Annotated in this window: 17 protein-coding genes; 8 read left to right on the top strand and 9 right to left on the bottom strand. The window is 71.7% G+C overall.

The features are described 5' to 3' along the window. Nucleotides 1–83 precede the first annotated feature (83 nt). Nucleotides 84–947 (top strand): LysR family transcriptional regulator, encoded by an 864-nt coding sequence (locus ABZ848_RS41480; protein WP_360840474.1) that lies wholly within the window; start codon nucleotides 84–86, stop codon nucleotides 945–947. A 12-nt stretch (nucleotides 948–959) separates the two neighbouring features. Here ABZ848_RS41480 and ABZ848_RS41475 read toward each other — a convergent pair whose 3' ends face one another. Together ABZ848_RS41475 and ABZ848_RS41470 are read right to left on the bottom strand one after the other, a co-directional pair. After that, nucleotides 960–2762: a HAMP domain-containing sensor histidine kinase gene (locus tag ABZ848_RS41475; RefSeq protein ID WP_360840473.1), complete on the bottom strand. Its 1803-nt coding sequence runs from the start codon at nucleotides 2760–2762 to the stop codon at nucleotides 960–962. Continuing rightward, on the bottom strand, nucleotides 2752–3453 hold the full coding sequence (locus ABZ848_RS41470) for a response regulator transcription factor (protein ID WP_360840471.1): 702 nt from the start codon (nucleotides 3451–3453) through the stop codon (nucleotides 2752–2754). The genes ABZ848_RS41475 and ABZ848_RS41470 overlap by 11 nt, the downstream gene beginning before the upstream one ends. Nucleotides 3454–3544: 91 nt before the next feature. On the opposite strand from ABZ848_RS41470, the gene ABZ848_RS41465 reads away from it, so the two are divergent. From ABZ848_RS41465 to ABZ848_RS41450, 4 genes are read left to right on the top strand one after another with little or no spacing between them, the layout of a single operon-like run. Continuing rightward, complete coding sequence (locus ABZ848_RS41465) at nucleotides 3545–4090, top strand: hypothetical protein (RefSeq protein ID WP_360840470.1); 546 nt, start codon at nucleotides 3545–3547, stop codon at nucleotides 4088–4090. Continuing rightward, nucleotides 4077–5312 (top strand): hypothetical protein, encoded by a 1236-nt coding sequence (locus ABZ848_RS41460; RefSeq protein ID WP_360840469.1) that lies wholly within the window; start codon nucleotides 4077–4079, stop codon nucleotides 5310–5312. Before ABZ848_RS41465 ends, ABZ848_RS41460 begins: the two co-directional genes overlap by 14 nt. Further along, nucleotides 5309–6019, top strand: coding sequence for an ABC transporter ATP-binding protein (locus ABZ848_RS41455; protein WP_360840468.1), 711 nt, complete (start codon nucleotides 5309–5311; stop codon nucleotides 6017–6019). Before ABZ848_RS41460 ends, ABZ848_RS41455 begins: the two co-directional genes overlap by 4 nt. Further along, nucleotides 6016–7248 (top strand): ABC transporter permease, encoded by a 1233-nt coding sequence (locus tag ABZ848_RS41450; protein ID WP_360840467.1) that lies wholly within the window; start codon nucleotides 6016–6018, stop codon nucleotides 7246–7248. Before ABZ848_RS41455 ends, ABZ848_RS41450 begins: the two co-directional genes overlap by 4 nt. 12 nt (nucleotides 7249–7260) lie before the next feature. Here the strand turns inward: ABZ848_RS41450 and ABZ848_RS41445 are convergent, their stop codons facing one another. Beyond that, on the bottom strand, nucleotides 7261–9063 hold the full coding sequence (locus ABZ848_RS41445) for an endo alpha-1,4 polygalactosaminidase (RefSeq protein WP_360840465.1): 1803 nt from the start codon (nucleotides 9061–9063) through the stop codon (nucleotides 7261–7263). A gap of 190 nt (nucleotides 9064–9253) precedes the next feature. Here ABZ848_RS41445 and ABZ848_RS41440 point away from each other — a divergent pair, with 190 nt between their 5' ends. Next, a complete protein-coding gene (locus tag ABZ848_RS41440) occupies nucleotides 9254–9739 on the top strand; it encodes a helix-turn-helix domain-containing protein (RefSeq protein ID WP_360840464.1) in 486 nt (161 codons plus the stop codon). On the opposite strand, the gene ABZ848_RS41435 is transcribed toward ABZ848_RS41440, so the two are convergent. Both ABZ848_RS41435 and ABZ848_RS41430 read right to left on the bottom strand, forming a co-directional pair. After that, entirely contained in the window at nucleotides 9697–11376 is a 1680-nt protein-coding gene (locus tag ABZ848_RS41435) for an MBL fold metallo-hydrolase (RefSeq protein WP_360840462.1), read from the bottom strand. The genes ABZ848_RS41440 and ABZ848_RS41435 overlap by 43 nt on opposite strands. An 81-nt stretch (nucleotides 11377–11457) precedes the next feature. Continuing rightward, a complete protein-coding gene (locus ABZ848_RS41430; RefSeq protein ID WP_360840460.1) occupies nucleotides 11458–12165 on the bottom strand; it encodes a TetR/AcrR family transcriptional regulator in 708 nt (235 codons plus the stop codon). Nucleotides 12166–12268: 103 nt separating this feature from the next. Between ABZ848_RS41430 and ABZ848_RS41425 the strand changes: the two genes are divergently transcribed. Together ABZ848_RS41425 and ABZ848_RS41420 are read left to right on the top strand one after the other, a co-directional pair. Next, on the top strand, nucleotides 12269–13483 hold the full coding sequence (locus ABZ848_RS41425; RefSeq protein WP_360840459.1) for a saccharopine dehydrogenase C-terminal domain-containing protein: 1215 nt from the start codon (nucleotides 12269–12271) through the stop codon (nucleotides 13481–13483). A 108-nt stretch (nucleotides 13484–13591) separates the two neighbouring features. After that, entirely contained in the window at nucleotides 13592–13846 is a 255-nt protein-coding gene (locus ABZ848_RS41420; protein WP_360840457.1) for a WhiB family transcriptional regulator, read from the top strand. On the opposite strand, the gene ABZ848_RS41415 is transcribed toward ABZ848_RS41420, so the two are convergent. Genes ABZ848_RS41415 through ABZ848_RS41400 form a run of 4 tightly spaced genes read right to left on the bottom strand, consistent with a single transcriptional unit; the run spans nucleotide 13843 to nucleotide 18623 of the window. After that, nucleotides 13843–15669, bottom strand: coding sequence for a HAMP domain-containing sensor histidine kinase (locus ABZ848_RS41415; RefSeq protein WP_360840455.1), 1827 nt, complete (start codon nucleotides 15667–15669; stop codon nucleotides 13843–13845). The genes ABZ848_RS41420 and ABZ848_RS41415 overlap by 4 nt on opposite strands. Then, entirely contained in the window at nucleotides 15666–16373 is a 708-nt protein-coding gene (locus tag ABZ848_RS41410) for a response regulator transcription factor (protein WP_360840453.1), read from the bottom strand. Before ABZ848_RS41410 ends, ABZ848_RS41415 begins: the two co-directional genes overlap by 4 nt. Nucleotides 16374–16391: 18 nt before the next feature. Beyond that, nucleotides 16392–17150 carry a L,D-transpeptidase family protein gene (locus tag ABZ848_RS41405; protein ID WP_360840504.1) on the bottom strand — a complete coding sequence of 253 codons (759 nt, stop codon included), beginning with the start codon at nucleotides 17148–17150 and terminating at the stop codon, nucleotides 16392–16394. Between the two features lie 48 nt (nucleotides 17151–17198). Beyond that, nucleotides 17199–18623, bottom strand: a complete 1425-nt coding sequence (locus tag ABZ848_RS41400) for a M1 family metallopeptidase (RefSeq protein WP_360840451.1) — start codon at nucleotides 18621–18623, stop codon at nucleotides 17199–17201. Nucleotides 18624–18740 lie beyond the last annotated feature (117 nt).

Below are 18740 nucleotides of genomic sequence, written 5' to 3'. Positions count from 1 at the left end.
CTCGCTCGCGGACGAGGGACGCATCCAACACCGATACGGTGCTCTGTCATACCCGGCGGGTATCACCGAAGTACGCTCTGGCCATGGACACCCTGGAGACCCGTGAGCTGCGGTACTTCCTGGCCGTCGCGGAGGAGTTGCACTTCGGACGCGCGGCCGAGCGCCTGGGTATGGCCCAGCCACCGCTGTCGCGGGCGATCCAGCAACTCGAACGGCGCCTGGGCGTCCGCCTGTTGACACGCAACCGGCGCGGCGTCGCCCTCACCGGCGCCGGGGAGGTGCTGCTGCTGGAGGGCCGCACGGCCCTCGACGCGACCACCGCCGCCGCCCGCCGTACCCGTCGCGCCGGAGACGCCGACGGCCCGGGCGGCTCCCCCAACCGTCTGGTGCTGGCGGTGAAGGCCGCGGCCTCCCACGAACTGCTGCGGAAGCTCCTGGACGCCTACGCGGCCCAGCCCGACGCCGCCGAGATCGAGGTGCTGCCGAGCGGCATGTGCGAGCAGGAGGAGATGCTGCGCGACGGGCGCGCCGATGTGGCGCTCATGCACGCGCCGTTCAACTCCCTCGCCGGGTTCGACAGCGAGGAGCTGATGCGCGAGGGGCAGATCGCCGTCCTTCCCGCCGGGCATCCCCTCGCCGCACGCCGGACGCTGTCCCTGGCCGAGGTGAGCGACATCCCCGACCTCCCGCTCGCACGCTGGCCCCGGCACGGCGTCTATCCGCCCGGCCCGGGCCCCGAGATCCGCGACCAGACGCAGCTGGCCCAGCTGATCGCCCTCGGCCGCACCGCGGCCGTCGTCCCGAACTACGCCCGCGCCTGGCTGTGGACCGAGCACGCCGCCGTCCCCGTGACCGACGCGCTCCCGGTCGTCACCCACATCGCCTGGCCGGCCCACAGCCGCTCCCTCGCCCTCGCCGGGCTGATCCGTACGGCCACCGGGCTCTGACCCGGTCCCGTGTCATCGGGCGGCTTCGGCCGACCGCGCGTCGGAGGCGCGTGGCAGGCGCAGTGTGAAGACCGTCTCCGTGTCCGGGGTGCTGGTCACCGAGACCGTGCCGCCGTGGGCCTCGGTGAGCTGGCGGACGATGGCCAGGCCCAGGCCGCTGCCGCCGGTCTGCCGGCTGCGGGACTTGTCGGCGCGCCAGAAGCGGTCGAAGACGCGGGGCAGGTCGTCGGCGGCTATTCCCGTGCCGGTGTCGGCGACCTCGATCACGACCTCGTCGCTCTCAGCCCGGCAGCGCAGGGTGACCGTGCCGCCGGGAGGCGTGTGCCGGACGGCGTTCGAGAGGAGGTTCCCGACGGTCTGGCGCAGGCGCGCCGGGTCGGCGTGGAGGGTGGGGGCGTCCTCGATGCGGGTGGTGAGCGTGACCCCGGCGGTCTCGGCAGCGCCGCGGTGGGCCGCGGCCACGTGGTCGAGGAGTTCCCGCAGGCTCAGGGGCTCCGGGTGCAGCCGGAGTCGGCCCGCGTCGGCCTGGGCCAGGTGCTGGAGGTCGTCGACGATGTGCTGGAGCAGCAGCGCCTCCTCCAGGAGCGAGGCCACGAACGCCTCGTCGGAGGCGGCCAGGCCGTCCTGGGCCGCCTCCAGCCAGCCGCGGATCGTGCTGAGCGGGGTGCGCAGTTCATGGGCGACATCGCTGACCATCGCCTTGCGCTGGATCTCCACACGCTCGCGGCGCTCCGTCAGGTCGTTGAAGGCAGCGGCCAGACGACCGATCTCGTCGTTGGTGGTCACCGGCACCCGAAGATGCTGCTGGGTCGGGTGACGGGCGGCGTCGGTCAGTGCCCGCAGGGGCCGCACCAGCCGGGTGCCCACGGTGACGGTGACGGCCACGGTGAGGACGAGCACGAGGGCGGCGACTCCGGCGACGCGGGCCGTGTTGGCCGAGGAAAGGTCGAAGCCGGGGGCGGCGGGCGATCCGGCCGGGGTGGCGACGAACAGCAGCGCGGGCTGGGCGACGTACGGGACGAGTTGCTCACGGCGGGCGGTGTCGATGCACCGCTGGACGACCTCGCTGTCCTTCCCGGAGGGAGCGAAGTCGAGGCCGACCGGTACGGGGCCGAGGCTCTGGCGTTTCAGGCAGCCGGCGACCAGGGTGTTGAGCCGGTCGAGCGCCTTCTTCTCGGTGGGAGTGGGATCGTCGAGTGTGTACAGCTCGCACACCTCGCTGACCTTCCGCTGGATGTCGCTGTCTCCGGCGAGGACGAGGGAGGGCCTGCCGCTCGGCTCCTCGGTGACCCCGGCGGGGAAACCGGCGCCGCGCATACAGGACTGCAACTTGTCCACACGGCCCCGGAGTTCCTTGCGCTCGGCTTCCGGCAGCCGGTACGGGCCGACGGCTCGCGGGTCGATACCGTCCGCCTTGACACCGGGCAGCAGCGCCGGGTCGGCCCGCAGCGGGTCGACCAGCGCCGAAGCCTTGGTCGGGAGAGTGGTCGCGGTGCCGGACCCGGCGATGGGCCGGCGGTCCTGGGTGGTCAGGGTGATACGGCGGCCGGTGCGCTCGGTCAGCCGCGCGAGGGTGGGCTTCACCGCGGACCAGTCGGTGTGGGCGGCGGCGTAACCGATGAGCGTGTCGTAGATCTGCGCGTCGTCGGCGAGGACCTGCCCCTGCTCCTGCTGGATGGCGCTGGTGGTGGTGCGCGCCGCGAGCCATGCGGTGGCCGCGACCGAGCACACGGCGATGGTGATCGACGCGGCCAGCAGCCGCACCAGCAGGCTCCGCCGCAGGGGCAGCCTGCCGCTCCTCTCCTCAGCGCCCACGGCTGCCGTCGGTGAGGCGGTAGCCGACGCCGAACACCGTCTGGAGATAGACCGGTTGACGCGGTACGGGCTCGATCTTCTTGCGGAGGTTCAGGACGTGTACGTCGATGGTGCGCTCGGTGATGAAACGGTCGTCCCCGCGGGTGCTCGCCAGCAACTGGCGCCGGGTGAAGACCCGTTCCGGCTCGGCGGCCATCGTCGCGAGGACGTCGAACTCGCCCGGGGTGCACGCGACTTGCCGACCCTCGATCTCGACGGCACGGCGGAGGGGGTCGACGGCGAGGGCACCGACCCGCAGTACCGGATCCTCCCGCGCGGCGCCGGACGCCCGGGTCCGCCGGAGCAGGGTGCGGATCCGGGCCATCAGCTCGCGGGGACTGTAGGGCTTGGTCAGGTAGTCGTCGGCGCCGAGGTCAAGGCCGAGCAGCAGGTCCTCCTCGGTGCTGCGGGCGGTCAGCATCAGCACCGGCAGATCGCTCTCGCGGCGCAGGATGCGGCACACGTCCAGACCGTCGACGAACGGCATCATCACATCGAGGACGAGCAGGTCGGGCCGGTGGCGGCGCACCTCGTCGAGTGCCGCGCGCCCGTCGTGGACGAGCAGGGCGGTGTGACCCTCGCGCTCCAGATAGCGGCGGATCACCTCGGCCTGTTTGGTGTCGTCCTCGGCCACGAGGACACGGGCGTTCATGGGGTCAGCGTAGGCACGCGGCGATCTGGTCAGACGGCTTTCTGACGGCGTCCTGACAGGATCGTCATAACTTCGGGCCATGGTCTGCGCCATGTTGAACCTCTTCGATCGAGCCGCGGTGGTCACCTCCGTCGGCGCTCTCGGCCTGGTCGTCCTGACCGCCTGCGGGGGCGGCGGAAACGACGACGCGGACAAGAGCGGCAAGGGCGAGGTCGCCTCGCTCACCAGCCCGGCGGCCGAGGGCGGTTCGGCGAGCGCGAGCGCCGAGCCCGACGCCGGCCGTCCGCAGATCCGGCTGGACAGCACCAACGAGGAAGTCAATCGCATGTACGACGCCTGGCTCGCGTGCCTGAAGGACCACGGGGCGGCGGAGAAGTACAAGCGCAAGCCGAACGATCCCGCGGTGCTGGCCTGCAAGAACAAGGAGCCGCTCGATCCGCCCGAGTTGGACCCGGCCAAGAACCCGGACTACAGCGACGACGTGCGCGCCATGGTGAAGTGCATGAAGGGGCACGGCATCAAGGCCCTGGTGTCGGACGGGAATTGGGCCCTGGAGACCGGAGACGAGCTCAACCGGCCGCACTACGACGAGTACGTGCTCGACTGCCAGGTGAAGGCGTTCGGTGAACACAAGTAACGGGGTCACCCGTCCACCGGGCAGACGGCGCGTGGTCGTCGGGGCGGTGGCGGCGGCCGTCGTCGTGGCGAGCGCGTGGACCGTGACCGCGTGGCAGGACGGCGACGGGAAGCAGGACACCGCGTCCGCCGGCACGGTACGGACCGCGACGGCCGTCGTGACCAGGAGCGACCTCTCCAACGCCCAGACGCTGGACGGGACTCTCGGCTACGGCCGGGCGACCACGGTGAAGGGCGGCAGGGCGGGCCTGATCACCTGGCTGCCGGCGACGGGGGCCACGGTGCGCCGGGGCGAGCCGCTGTACCGCGTGGACAACGTGCCGGTACCGGTCTTCTACGGTGAAACGCCCCTGTACCGGACGCTGGAGGCCAGGGACACCACCGGCCCGGACGTGAAAACGGTGGCCGACAACCTCAAGGCCCTCGGCTACGACATCGGCGTACAGCCGTCGGTGGACACGTGGGTGACCCCGCAAGCGGTCGCCACGCCGGGTTCGGGGGCGGCGAGCAGTACGCCGGAGCCGGACGCCACCGGCACCCCGTCGAGCGCCCTGCCCTCCGCCTCCCCCACGCCCGTCCAGGTCAAGCGCGGCGACGGGGTCCTGACCGCGAGTCTCATCGCCGCGGTCAAGCGGTGGCAGACCGCGGTGGGCATGCCGGTCACCGGAGTTCTGGGCGTCGGGGATCTCGCCGTGCTGCCCGGTGCCGTACGGGTCGACGGCGTACAGGCGCAGTTGGCCGACGCGGCCGACGGGACCCTGATGACGGTCACGTCCACCGTCAAGTCGGTGACCGTGGCGGTGGATCCGGACGCGGCGGGCTCGATGCGACGGGGCGACACGGTGACCGTGAGTCTGCCCGACGACTCCACGGTCAAGGGCACCATCACCGCCATCGGTACCACCGTCCGGACCAGCGACGCGTCGAGCGGCGACGACACCGCCGGGCAGCCGCGGCTCACCGTCGGTATCTCCCTGCGCGACACCGGTGCGGTGCGTGGGCTCAACTCCGCCCCCGTGCGGGTGAGTTTCGCTTCGGAGACCCGCAAGGGCGTGCTCACCGTGCCCATCGGCGCCCTGCTGGCACTGCAGGAGGGCGGCTACGCGGTCCAGTTGCCAGGCGGGCGACTGGTGGCGGTGAAGACCGGGATGTTCTCCAAGGGCCTGGTGGAGATCAGCGGCGACGGCATCGACGCCGGGACCAAGGTGGTGACGACGTCATGAGCGCACCCCCGGTCCTCGCGGTGCGCGGCGCGAGCATGGTGTACCCCGGCGGGGTCACGGCGCTCGACGACGTCTCGCTCACCGTCGAGGAGGGCGAACTGCTCGGCATCGTCGGCCCGTCCGGGTCCGGCAAGTCGACCCTGCTGAACATCATGGGCACGCTGGACCGTCCGACCGGCGGCACCGTGGAGATCGGCGGCCAGGACATCGCGCGGCTCTCCGACCGCAGGCTGTCGGCGCTGCGCGGGCGCCGACTCGGCTTCGTCTTCCAGCAGTTCCACCTCACCGACGGGCTGACCGCCGCCGAGAACGTCGCCACCGGCCTGTTGTACGCCGGGGTTCCGCGTCGCAAGCGCCGTGCGCTGGCTCTGGAGGCGCTGGACCGGGTGGGTCTCGCCCGCCGTGCCCGGCATCTGCCGGCGCAGTTGTCCGGCGGTGAGCGGCAGCGGGTGGCCATCGCCCGCGCGCTCGTCAACCGGCCCGTCCTGGTGCTCGCGGACGAGCCGACGGGCGCTCTGGACACCGCCAACGGCGTGGCCGTACTGGATCTGCTGACCGCGTTGAACCACGAGGGGACCACCATCGCGGTCATCACCCACGACCGGGACATCGCGGCCCAGTTGCCCCGCCGGGTGGAGATCAGGGACGGCCGGCTGCTCTCCGACGTCCGCACCGACGTATACGCCCGCACGGAAAGCTGGTCATGACCACCACATCCACGAGGTCGGCCGCCCGGGTCACCGACAGCAGGCCGGTGCGGCTGGCGCCCCTGGACATCCTGGGCCTGGGACTGCTGGGCATCCGTACCCGCAAGGTGCGGGCCGCTCTGTCCGCCCTCGGCATCTCGATCGGCATCGCCACCCTGATCGTCGTCACCGGGATTCCGGCGTCCAGTCAGAAGGCCCTGATGCGGGAGCTGTCCGCGCTGGGCACCGACATGCTCCAGGCCGTGCCCGCCCGGCAGGACCCGCCGGTGCTGCTGCCGCCGGAGTCGGTGGACATGGTCCGCCGGATCGGACCGGTCACGGTGGCCAGCGCCGTCGCCAACACCCATGCCGAGGTCTTCCGCAACGACCGCCAGGACGACGCCGACTACTCGGGGCTGACCGTCCTGGCGAGCAAGCCCGACCTGCCGCGGGCGATCAACGCCGAGGTGGGCTCGGGCCGGTTCCTCAGTGCGAACACGGGGGACTTCCCCACGGCCGTGCTCGGCTCGGTCGCCGCGTCCCGGCTCGGCATCCCGAAGGTCACCGCCGGGCAGAGCGCCCCGCAGATCTACATCGACCGTCAGTGGTTCACCGTCATCGGCGTCCTGGCGAAGACCCCACTGTCGCCGGACATCGACCGCTCGGTCCTGGTCGGCTGGGACTCGGCGCGCAGCCTGCTGAGGTTCGACGGACATCCGACCGTCATCTACCTCAAGGCGAAGGAGTCGCAGATCGAGGCGGTGCGCGACGTGCTGCCCGCCACCGTCAACCCCGAACTGCCCGGCGTGGTCCAGGTCAGCCGCCCGTCCGACGCGCTGGCCGCGAAACGGGCCACCGAGTCCACCTTCTCCGCGCTCTTCCTGGGACTGGCCGGGGTCGCGCTCCTCGTCGGCGGTATCGGAGTGGCCAACACGATGGTCATCTCCGTCCTCGAACGCCGCCGGGAGATCGGCCTGCGCCGCGCCCTGGGCGCCAACCGGGGCCAGATCCGCGCCCAGTTCCTCACCGAGTCGGTCGTCCTGTCGGCGCTGGGCGGCCTGGCCGGCATCGTACTGGGCACCCTGGCCACGATCGCCTACGCCGGCCACCAGCACTGGCCGCCGGTCGTGCCCCTCACGTCGGTGACCGCCGGGTTCCTCGGCGCGATCCTGATCGGCGTGCTCGCCGGTGTCTACCCGTCCCTCCGCGCCGCCCGCCTGACCCCGACCGAGGCCCTCGCGACGACCTAGCGGGGTGTGGCGTCAGCAGGTCTGGTGGACGTATCCCTTCGCTCCCTGTGGCACGACCTGCTCATCGCGGCGGACGACGCTCAGGGTGCTGCCCCAGCCGGAGCAGGCCTGTGCCATGCCCTTGGCCGTGTACTCGACCACGAACACGTCGTCGCCGAAGGCCTCGGCGAACTCTCCGCACTCGTTCCACTCGGCGCACTCCTCCGACACGGCGAAGTCCAGGCCCACGGACTTGTGGTCGGCGACGAGTTCCACGGCGTTCTTCTGGGCGATGGCCAGGCCCTTCGCGTGAGCGTGCGCCGAGAGCAGCTTCATCAGCGCCTCGGCCTGGTCGGCCTTGAGGTACTTCGGGAAGCGGGTGGAGACGTCGTAGTTGTCGGGCTCGACCGCCTTGAATCCCTTGGCCGCGCACTCGTCGATCCAGGCGTTCAGCTTGGCGGCGATGCGCTGCCGCTTGGCCGCCGTACGGATGTCCAGGACCGCCTCGCCCCAGTCCTCGTCGTAGACGACGTTGTCCTTGGCGTCCCGCAGCAGCAGGTCGGGGTCCCAGTCGCGCTCCCCGTCCGCCTGCGCCTGAAAGGCGTTGATGTTGCAGATGTTGTAGACGCCCGGCGCGGGCTCGCTGTCATGGTCTCGGCCGACCACCTTCACACCGGCCGCCGGAGGGTACGCGCCGCCGATCTGGTAGTCCCAGGGCACGTGCTTCGGCGGCAGCGTCACCTTCGCGGCCGCCCCGGGCGCGGCGGACGACGAGGAGCCGCCGTCCTGGTCGGACCCGAGACGCACCGCCACGATGCTCACGCCGGTGACGGCCACGGCCGCGGCGATACCGACGAGGACGCGCCGCCGGCGGCGTCCGTGACCAGTTCCGGTGCCGTACGTCTCCGTCTGCCCGCCGTCGACGGGTGGGCCGGGTGCGATCGGGTGTCGGTCGGCAACCTGGCGGCTGGTCTCCAGGGAGTCGGGCACCTCTGCCACTCTCGGAGCAGCCAAGGCCGCCGGCTCGTCGGACTGCGGCAACTGCCGGAGCATGCCCTGCAGTTCGTCGAGTCCGGGCCGGGCGGCCGGGTCCTTGTCCAGGCAGCGTTCGGCGATGCTGCGGAGCGGTTCACCGACTCCGTTCAGGTCCGGTGCCTCGTACATGACCTGATAGCCCGTCAGATACGGGCTGGTTCCGTCGAACGGGCGGTTGCCGGTGGCCGCGTACACCAGCAGCGAGCCCAGCGAGAAGACGTCCGACGCCCCGGTGACCTCGCGCGGTGCGGCGAACTGCTCGGGCGACATGAAGGGCGGGGTGCCGATCAGCCGGCCGGTCACGGTGAGGGCCTCGTTGTCGACGGCGTACGAGATGCCGAAGTCGATGACGCGGGGTCCGTCCTCGGCCATCAGGACGTTGCTGGGCTTGAGGTCCCGGTGCACCATGCCCACCCGGTGGATGTCCCTCAGCGCCTCGACCAGCCCGAGCGCGAGCACGCGCAACTCGCGACCGCGCAGCGGGCCCTTCTTGGCCACGACGTCCGACAGCGTGGGGCCCGGGATGTACAGCGTCGCCATCCACGGCTGCGGGGCGTCGGGGTCGGCGTCCACGACCGGGGCGGTGAACGCCCCGCTCACCCGGCGGGCGGCGGCGACCTCCTGCCGGAAGCGGGTCCGGAACTCCTCGTCCTGCACGTAGGGCGCGTGCACGACCTTGACCGCGACCCGCCGGCCCGAGTCCGAGCGGCCCAGATAGACGACACCCATACCGCCACTGCCGAGCCGGTCGAGCAACGTGTAGCCGCCCATGGACTCCGGATCGCCGGGGTTCAGCGACATGCCGGGGCACCTTTCCCAAAGGGTCTGCCTCGAAAGGCTGTTCAGGTGGATCACATTAATATGGCACTCCCGTCACTTCCGACACTTCCCTTCACCCTGGTCACATGGCGGACCACAGGGAATCCACAGGCAAAGTGCTGCCGGCCGCCCGGCACTGACTTGCGTGATGCAATCGACGTACGATGACGGGGTGCTTCCCCGTACGTACGAAGGTCAGGTCTGTTCGATCGCCCGGTCGCTGGAGGTGGTGGGCGAGCGGTGGACGCTGCTGATCGTGCGGGACGCGCTGCGGGGCACGCGGCGGTTCGAGGACTTCCGGAGCGGGCTCGGCATCGCGCACAACGTGCTCTCGGACCGGCTGGGCAAGCTGTGCGAGGCCGGGATCCTGGAGCGGCACCTGTATCAGTCGCGGCCCGAGCGGTACGAGTACCGGGTGACCCCGGCCGGCCTGGAGCTGTGGCCGGTGATCATGTCGCTGCTGTTGTGGGGTGACCGGCACCGGGCCCCGGACGGGCCGCCGCTGGTGGTCCTGCACCACGGCTGCGGCGGCCGGCTGCGACCGGGGCTCACCTGTTCGGACTGCGGCCTGCCGCTGGGTCCTCAGGACTGCGAGATGGAGCCCGGACCGGGTGCTCAGCCCGCGGGCGAGACGGTGAGTCCCGCGAGCCCCACGTAGTACGCGAACTTGAACGGCGAGAAGAACTGGTTGCGTTCGACCAGTGCGAGCAGGATCCGCCGGCGCAGCTCTGCCAGCGGCGCCTCGCCGGGGTGGCTCAGCAGGCCGTGGTCGACGATCCTGAGCGCCGCTTCCGGCTCTCCGCGCCCGAGCAGTTCCTCGCCGGCCGCGGCGAAGGCCTCCGCCCTGCCACCGCCCAACAGGTCCAGCGCGGCGGCCCATTGCCCCGGGGCGAGCGGCTCCAGACCCTCCCCGTCCGCCTTCCAGTAGCCGGTCCGCTGGTCGTACACGCGCTGCACGAAGCCCTCGCGCATCACCAGGTACGGCAGGATCGCGGCGGGGTGGTCGCGCAGGGCGTCGGGCAGGTGGTCGCGGTCCAGCAGCCCGGTGAGGGAGCGGCCCGCGGCGATGTCCTCACCGGTGATCCTCAGCAGATCGCCGAGGGCCGCCAGCAGGCCCGGGAAGGCCTCGATGGTGAAGTTCTCTGTCAGCGCGGTGTGTCCGTGCAGGAGCAGGCGCGGGTTCAGGTCCTGGACCGTGCGCAGGGCGTCCAGCAGGCCCTCCGCCGAGCCTTCGGGGAAGAAGGGCGCGCCCAGGTAGGGCATGCACATGTCTCCGGTGAACACCACGCCCTCGTCGGGGAGATGGACCAGGAGCCCGTCGCGTGTCTCGCCTCCGCCGACAGGGATGAGCGTGAAGCGTGTCCCGCCGACCGTCAGTGTTTCGGGGCCGGCCACGAGCCGGTCGGGCACGGCGTTCGGGCTGCGGTCCTGGTCGGCGGGGAGGAGGGAGGCGAAGGGCGGCGGGCTCGCGGCCTGGAGGGCGAGTTCGTCGGGGAAGGCGGCCTGGGCGACGATCTCGGTGCCGGGGCCGGTCAGCGCCTCCAGTCCGCCGATGTGGTCGAAGTGGGCGTGGGTGAGCAGCACATGGGTGATCGGGGCCCGGGTGACGGCACGCAGGTCGCGCAGGGCGGCCTCGACGTGCCCGGGGTGGCTCGCGGCGTCGATCGCCACGACTCCCTCGCCGGTGACGACGAACGCGAAGTCGGCGAAGTCGTACCCCTGGACGACGTACACACCCCGCGCCTTCTCGACGAGCCGGGGCGGGCCCATGCGCAGCCCGTCCTCGCGGCTGACCAGGTTGTCCGTGACGAGTGAGACGTCGGGGCCGTGTCCGACACGGCTCCGGGCCGCCGCGGCGTCCTCCGTGCGGCCCAGGCACGTGTACGCGTGCGCCAGGCCCGCGTGCACCGAGTGCAGGAAGCCCGCCGGGAACTGGTCGCGTACGGCGAGCACGAACTCCAGGTCTCTCACGACCGTGTCGGCGCGGCCGGCGCAGTCCGGGAAGTGGGCCAGCGTGGTGCCGCGGAAGTACTGCGGCAGGCCGAGACCGCGGGACGCCGCGGAGTCGAGCTGGGCGAGCGCCTTGTCGTCCGGGCCGTCGAGGCGGGCGTGGAACACCGCCGCGAGGCTTTCGGCCAGGGCCGACTCGGGGCGGGCGGCGGCGAGTTCGGTGAAGTGTTCGTAGCCCTCGCGCAGTTGGTTCGTCGCGAGGAGTTGCTGGGCGAGGACGGCCTGCAGGCGGTCGGGGGTGTCGGGCCAGTGGAGGGCTCGGAGCAGGGCGGCGGTCTCCTTCATGGCGTCTCCCGGTGGATTGTTTGATGCAATCGACTATAGAGAGGTCACTTGCATCAAACAATCGACGGGCGGAATCAGCCGTCAGCCGTTCAGCGCCCGCAGCTGTGCCTCCGCGCTGTCCAGGAGCATCTCCAGTGCCGTCGGGTACGCGCTGTCGACCATGCGGGCCGCCAGCAGGGGTGCCGCCTCGGCGATGCGCGGGTGGGTGGTGCGGGGCAGGCGGGCGTACGTCGAGCGCCACATGCCCTCGTCGGCGCGCAGGGCCGCGCTGGGCAGGGCCAGGGAGGCGGCGTCGAGGGCGGCGAAGGCCAGGGTCTGGTCGATGAAGGCGTGGTAGACGCGCACGGTGTCCGGGAGCGGGAAGCCCGCGGTGCGCAGTACGTCCAACACCGCCTCGTCCGCGGCCAGTTCGTTCGCACGACCGGTGACGCGGCTCGTGGTCAGCACGGCGGCCTGGGGGTGGGCGACGTAGGCGGCATGGATGCGCAGGCCCACGGCGCGCAGGTCGGCCCGCCACTCCCCCGTCGGCTGCCAGCCGTCGAGGGCCTGCCCGATGAGAGCGTCGCCGATGGCGAGGATGAGGTCGTCCATGCCGCGGAAGTAGCGGTAGAGCGTGCTCGGGTCGGCGTCCAGGGCGAGGCCCAGCCGGCGGGCGGTCAGGCCCGCGCTGCCGTGCTCGCGCAGCATCCGCAGCGCGGTCTCGACGATCAGCGCCTCCGACAGCACCGTCCCGCTCCTGGTCGGCCTGCGCCTGCGCCGCTTCTCCTCGGGTACGACCGCTTTCGGCATGCCCGCCTCCCTTATGCCAACGCCATTGACCTTACGTGAGGCGGCGGCGTTGTATCTGCGGCGGGGCCCCTCGTCATCCATCCTCAGGACAGGGAGATCTGTCATGCGTGTACTGCTCGTGGGAGCCGGCGGTGTGGGCACCGCCATCACCCGGATCGCGGCCCGCCGCCCGTTCTTCGGGGCGATGGTGGTGGCCGACTACGACCCGGCGCGCGCCGAGGCCGCGGTCGCGGCGGTCGACGACGGCCGTTTCCTGGCCGAGCGCGTCGACGCGAGCGACGAGGACGCGGTGACGGAGCTGCTGCGCCGGCACGGCTGCGACGTCCTGCTCAACGCCACCGACCCGCGCTTCGTGCTGCCCCTGTTCCGGGCGGCCCGCGCCGCCGGCGCCTCCTACCTCGACATGGCGATGTCCCTGTCCCACCCGCACCCCGAGCGCCCCTACGAGGAGTGCGGGGTCAAGCTCGGCGACGACCAATTCGCGCAGGCCGAGGAGTGGGAGAAGGCGGGCGCGCTGGCCCTGGTCGGCATGGGCGTCGAGCCCGGTCTGTCGGACGTCTTCGCCCGGTACGCAGCCGACGAGCTCTTCGACGAGATCGAGGAGATCGGAGTCCGCGACGGCGCGAACCTGACCGTCGACGGCTACGACTTCGCCCCCTCCTTCAGCATCTGGACGACGATCGAGGAGTGCCTCAACCCGCCGGTCGTCTACGAGGCCGGCCGCGGCTGGTTCACCACGGAGCCGTTCAGCGAGCCGGAGGTCTTCGACTTCCCCGAGGGCATCGGCCCGGTGGAGTGCGTCAACGTGGAGCACGAGGAGGTGCTGCTCGTGCCGCGCTGGGTGGACGCGCGCCGGGTCACCTTCAAGTACGGCCTGGGCCGGGAGTTCATCGACACCCTCAAGACGCTGCACCTGCTGGGCCTGGACCGCACGGAGCCGGTGACCGTGCCGAGCGCCGCCGGACCGGTCGCGGTCTCGCCCCGGGACGTCGTCGCCGCGTGTCTGCCCGATCCGGCGACGCTGGGCGACCGGATGCACGGCAAGACGTGCGCGGGCACCTGGGTGCGCGGCACCAAGGACGGGCGGCCGCGCGAGGCGTACCTCTACCACGTGGTCGACAACCAGTGGTCCATGGCCGAGTACGGCAGCCAGGCCGTGGTCTGGCAGACCGCGGTGAACCCGGTCGTCGCCCTCGAACTCCTCGCCGGCGGCGCCTGGTCGGGCTCGGGCGTCCTCGGCCCGGAGGCTTTCCCGGCCCGCCCCTTCCTCGACCTGCTCACCGAGTACGGCTCTCCGTGGGGCCTGCGCGAGCAGTGACCGCCGCCCTCTCAGGACTCCGTTGTTTCACTCACGCATCGACAGGTGACCCGGAAGCGAGTAAGCCATTCGCGAGGGCACATACGACATCGATCGCAGGTGACATTGATGGACGACTGGCGAGACGAGGCCGCGTGCCGGTTCGAGGACCCGGACCTCTTCTTCCCGATCGGTACCTCCGGCCCCGCCCTGTTGCAGACGGAACAGGCGAAGGCGGTGTGCGGCCGTTGCGTGGTGCGCGAGCGCTGTCTGCGCTGGGCACTGGACGTGGGTGAGTGCCTGGGCGTGTGGGGCGGCATGAACGAGAACGAACGCCGCCTGCTGCAACGACGACGACGCGCGGCACAGGCCCGTAACGGCTAGGGCCTGTCCGGATGCGGAGCGCCCGGCAGGCGCAGGGTGAACACCGCGCCGGTGCCGGGTTCGCTCGCAACCGTGACCGTGCCGCCGTGCGCGGCGACCAGGTGACGGACGATGGGCAGCCCGAGGCCGCTGCCGCCGGTGCGTCGGCTGCGGGACTTCTCCGCCCGCCAGAACCGGTCGAAGACGTGCGGCAGATCTTCGGGCGCGATGCCACTGCCGGTGTCGGCGACGGTGAGGACCACCTCGCTCCCCTCGCGGCGGGCGGCCAGGGTGACCGTGCCGTCGGCCGGGGTGTGCCGCAGGGCGTTGGAGACGAGGTTGCCGAGAGCCTGCCGCATCCGCACCGGGTCGGCGTCGAGCCAGCAGTCCCCGTCGGTCTCGGTGCGCACGGCGACCCCGGCCTTGGCGGCGGCGACGCGGTGGGCGGCGGCGACCTGGGCGAGGAGTTCGTCGGCGTCCACGGGCTCCGCGTGCAGGCGCAGGGTGCCGGCGTCGGCGGCCGCGAGGTCCTGGAGGTCGTCGATGATGCGCTGCAGGACGACAGCCTCCTCGTGCAGGGAGGCGAGCAGCGCGGGGTCCGGGTCGACGACGCCGTCCCGGGTGACCTCCAGCCAGCCGCGGATGTTGGTGAGCGGGCTGCGCAGTTCGTGGGCGATGTCGCTGACCATGGCCTTGCGCTGGGCTTCGATGCGTTCGCGGCGCTCGGCCAGGTCGTTGAAGGCCTCGGCCAGGATCCCGGTCTCGTCGCGGGTGGTCACCGGGACCCGCACATGCCGTTCCGGCGGCTGCTGGGCCGCCGCGGTCAGCGCGCGCAGGGGCCGTACCAGCCGAGTGGCGACGACGGCCGTGACGGCGACGGTGACGGCGAGCACGAGCCCGACCACGCCGACGATCTTCGCCTTGTTGGCCGGGGACATGTTGAAACGGGGCGCGGTGGTGTCGTCGCCGCCGAGGTAGAGGTCGGCCGCGGGGGCGACGTACGGGTCGAGTTGGGTGCGCTGGGCCGCCTCGGTGCAGGTCTCCGCCGTCTTCTGGGCCTTCGGGTCGAGATCCTTGGCGTACTTGGCGAGGATGCGCCGGCCGACCGGGTTCCTGCCGACCGGGTTCATGTAGAGGTACAGCGGCGCGTCGAGGCTCGGGTCCTGCTTGCGCAGGCAGTCGCGGGCCGCTGCGGCCAGCGCCTTCAGCGCCGTCTGCTCGCTCGGGGCGGGCTCGCCGAGCCCGTAACCGCACTCCTCGGTCAGATAGCCGGAGGCGTCGCTGCCGTCCGAGTTGATCAGAGCCGGACGGCCGCTCGGGCTGTGCTCGATCTTCACGTCGATCCCGTGCTTGGCGTAGCAGGCCCGCATGTTCCCGGCGAACGCGTCCAGCCTGGCCCGCTCCTTCGCCGTGAGCCGGTAGGGTCCCACGGCACGCGGGTCGATGCCGCTCAGCTGGGCGCCTGGCTGCGTGTAGGTGTCGGTGTGCAGGGGGTCGACGGTGGCGGCGGCGCCGAGGGGCAGGGCGGTGCCCTTGCGGGCCGAATCCGCAATGAGCGTGCGGTCGGTGCTGGTCAGCGCTATCCGCCGCCCGGTCCGCTCCGCCAGCGTGCTGACCACGGACTGGACGCCCTTCCACTGCGGGTGGGTGGCGGCGTAACCGCTCAGCTCGGCAAGGATCTTCATGTCGTCGGCCAGGTCCTGCCCCTGTTCCTCGCGCAGGGCCCGGGTGGTGGTCTCCACGGCGAGCCAGGTCGTGGCGGCCACGGAGCACACCGCGATGAGGGCGGACGCGATCAGCAGCCGTACCAGCAGCCGCTTGCGCAACGGGATGCGGGTCTTCACGCGCGCCCGCCGCTGAGCTTGTAGCCCACCCCGAAGACGGTCAGCAGCCGCACCGGCCTGCGCGGGTCGGCCTCGATCTTCTTGCGCAGGTTCATGATGTGGACGTCCACGGCCCGCTCGGTGGACGCCCGGTCGAAGCCGCGGGTGCACTGGAGCAACTGCCGCCGGGTGAAGACCCGTTCCGGCTCCCCCGCCATGGCCAGCAGGATCTGGAACTCGCCCGGCGTGCACTCCACGGGTTCCCCGTCGCAGCGCACCTCGTGCCGCTCCGGATCGACGGTGATTCCCGCCGCCCGTACGACGGGATTCTCCGGTACGGCGGCGGTCCGCCCGCTGCGCCGCAGCACCGTGCGGATACGGGCCATCAGCTCGCGCGGGCTGTACGGCTTGGTCATGTAGTCGTCGGCGCCCAGTTCGAGGCCGAGCAGGAGGTCGTCCTCCTCGGAGCGGGCGGTCAGCATCAGCACCGGTATGTCGGCGTGGGCGGGGTCCCCGCCGCGCAGCACCCGGCACACCCCGAAGCCGTCGATCACGGGCAGCATCAGGTCGAGGACGACGAGGTCGGGTCCGAGCCGGCGGGCGGCGTCCAGCGCGGCCGCCCCGTCATGGACGACGGTGGCCGTGTGGCCCTCCGCCAGCAGGGAGCGGCGTATGAGTTCGGCCTGCATCTCGTCGTCCTCGGCGACCAGCACATGTGCGCACACCCGGCGGATCCTAAGCGGTCAGCGGGCCAGGGACGCGGCGTCGCCCATGACGACGACCGGGTGCAGGTCCGGGTCCAGCGCCCGGAGCAGCTCCTTCATGTGGTTCTTGGCGATGCTGACGCAGCCGTGGGTGGGCCCGCCGTGGTCGACGTGGATCCATATGCCGCCGCCCCGGCCCGCCCCGAGCGGACGGGTCCAGTCGAGCGGCGAAGTGCCCGCCCGGCGGTTGTAGTTGATGGCGACCACGTAGTCGAAGGAACCGGCGAGCGGCTCGCCCTCGAATCCGGTGCCGGGCGAGTTGAATCCGGAGCCCTGGTCGTACGGCAGCTTGGTGCCGGGGTCGGCGAGCAGCCCGCCGGCGTCGGTGAGGCCGAACACGCCGATCGGTGAGCGCAGGTCGCCGGCCATGTGGTGGTCGGACCAGCCCTTGAGGGCGTTGTGCGCGGGCCACGCCGTGCCCGCCTGCCAGCCCGTCGCGGTCCGCTCGTACAGGACGACCGTGGACTTCGGGGAGTTCGCGCCGCGCCCGGTGACCAGGACGGCCTGCCGGGCGTCGGAGGGGACCTCGGCCAGCGTCTTCGGGCCCAGGCCCGGCAGTTGCACCCGGGCGGCCTCGGCGGACATCTCGGGCTCGGACGTCTGCAGGGGGCTGACACCGGGCGTGCCGGGTTCGGCGGTGGCGGCGTCGGACGGACGGCCCGAGGACGCCACGGCCCCGCCGCCGCATCCCGTCAGGAGCAGGGAGGCGGCGAGCAGGACGGTGCGGCGAGTATTCATGATCACGGGATCGACTGTGACCGAGACATGTGAGGAACTCGTCAGGTTTCAGGCTTTGTTCGGCTTGCCGGGAGCATAGAGCCAGGTGTTGAACAGGGGGTGAAGGCTCTTACCCGACTCCCACTCGGCGAGCCGCTCAAACTCCGCCGTCGTGCCGTGACCGTTCCGGTTCCGGCCGGCCCAGTCCCGCAGGATGCTGAAGAAGGTCCGGTCACCGACGGCCTTGCGGAGTTCGTGCAGGGCCATCGCGCCGCGGGCGTAGACGGGGGTGCCGAAGATGTTCGCGCCGCTGCCGGGGTCGCCCGGCGGGAACGCCCACAGGTCGTTGCTCGCGGGAAGGGCGTAGAGCGCGTCGAAGGTCTTCTGCGCGCTGTCGCCGCCGTGCTGCTCGCTGTAGAGCCACTCGGCGTAGGTCGCGAAGCCCTCGTTGAGCCAGATGTCCTTCCACGAGGTGAGGGAGACGGAGTCACCGAACCACTGGTGGGCGTTCTCGTGCACGAGCGTGCTCAGGTCGGGCGCGCGGTCGTACAGCGGCCTGGACTGGGTCTCCAGCGCGTATCCGACGCTCTCGGCCTTGTCGACGATCGAACCGGCGGCGCGGAACGGGTAGGGCCCGAACAGCTTGCTCTCCCACTCCAGGACGGAGGGCAGCTTCTTCAGCACGGGCGCGGCGGCGGAGGCCTCCCGCGGATCGACGGCGTTGTAGACGCGCAGGCCGTCACGGGTGGTGTACTGCTCGACCTTGAACTTCCCGACGGTGGCGGTGGCGAGGTAGGCGGCCATGGGCTCCGTCTGCCGCCAGTGGAACGTCGTGTACCCGTGGGCGGTGCGCTGCCCCACCAGCACGCCGTTCGAGACGGCGGTCCGGTCCTTGGGCACGGCGATCGTGATGTCGTACGAGGACTTGTCCTTGGGGTGGTTGTTCGCCGGGAACCAGGTCATCGCACCCTGGGGCTCCCCCGCGACGAAGGCGCCGTCGTCGGTGGGGATCCACCCGTCGGCCGAGCCGTCGGGGTCGGTGACCTGCTTGGGGGTGCCCTTGTAGGCGACCTTGACCTGGAACTCCTCGCCCTGGTGCAGGGTCCGGCGCGGGGTGACGACGAGTTCCTGGCCGTCGCGGCGGAAGTCGGCCTTGACGTGGTCGACGGTCAGGCCGGTGATCTGCAGCCCGTTGAAGTCGAGGTCGAACCGGGTCAGCCGCTGCGTCGCGCGGGCGGTGAGGACGGCGGTGCCGTCGAGGTGACGGCTGCCGGTGTCGTAACGCAGCGTCAGGTCGTAGTGGTCGACGTGGTAGCCGCCGTTGCCGGCGAGCGGGAAGTACGGGTCACCGACACCGGACCCACCGACGGTGCCGGCCGACGCGGGCCCGGCCGCGGCGAGCAAAGCGGCCACGGCGACGGGGACAGTGGCGACGAGGGCCTCGCGGCGGAGGACCGTCGCGGGTCTGACGGACTTTCGGCGGTAGTGCCTCACGTGCCCTCCTGGACGGATACGGGGTGATCAATCGCCCCAAGGCTAGGCGCCGTCGCGGTCCGGGCTCCTCCTCATTCAGGTCAAGTCACGCAGCGTCATCCGATTCCCCCGCACTAG

It is taken from the genome of Streptomyces sp. NPDC047081 (genome assembly GCF_040643775.1).
Taxonomy (GTDB): Bacteria; Actinomycetota; Actinomycetes; order Streptomycetales; family Streptomycetaceae; genus Streptomyces.
Note: the sequence above shows the minus strand (reverse complement) of the source record. Positions and strands in the feature narration are given on the sequence as shown.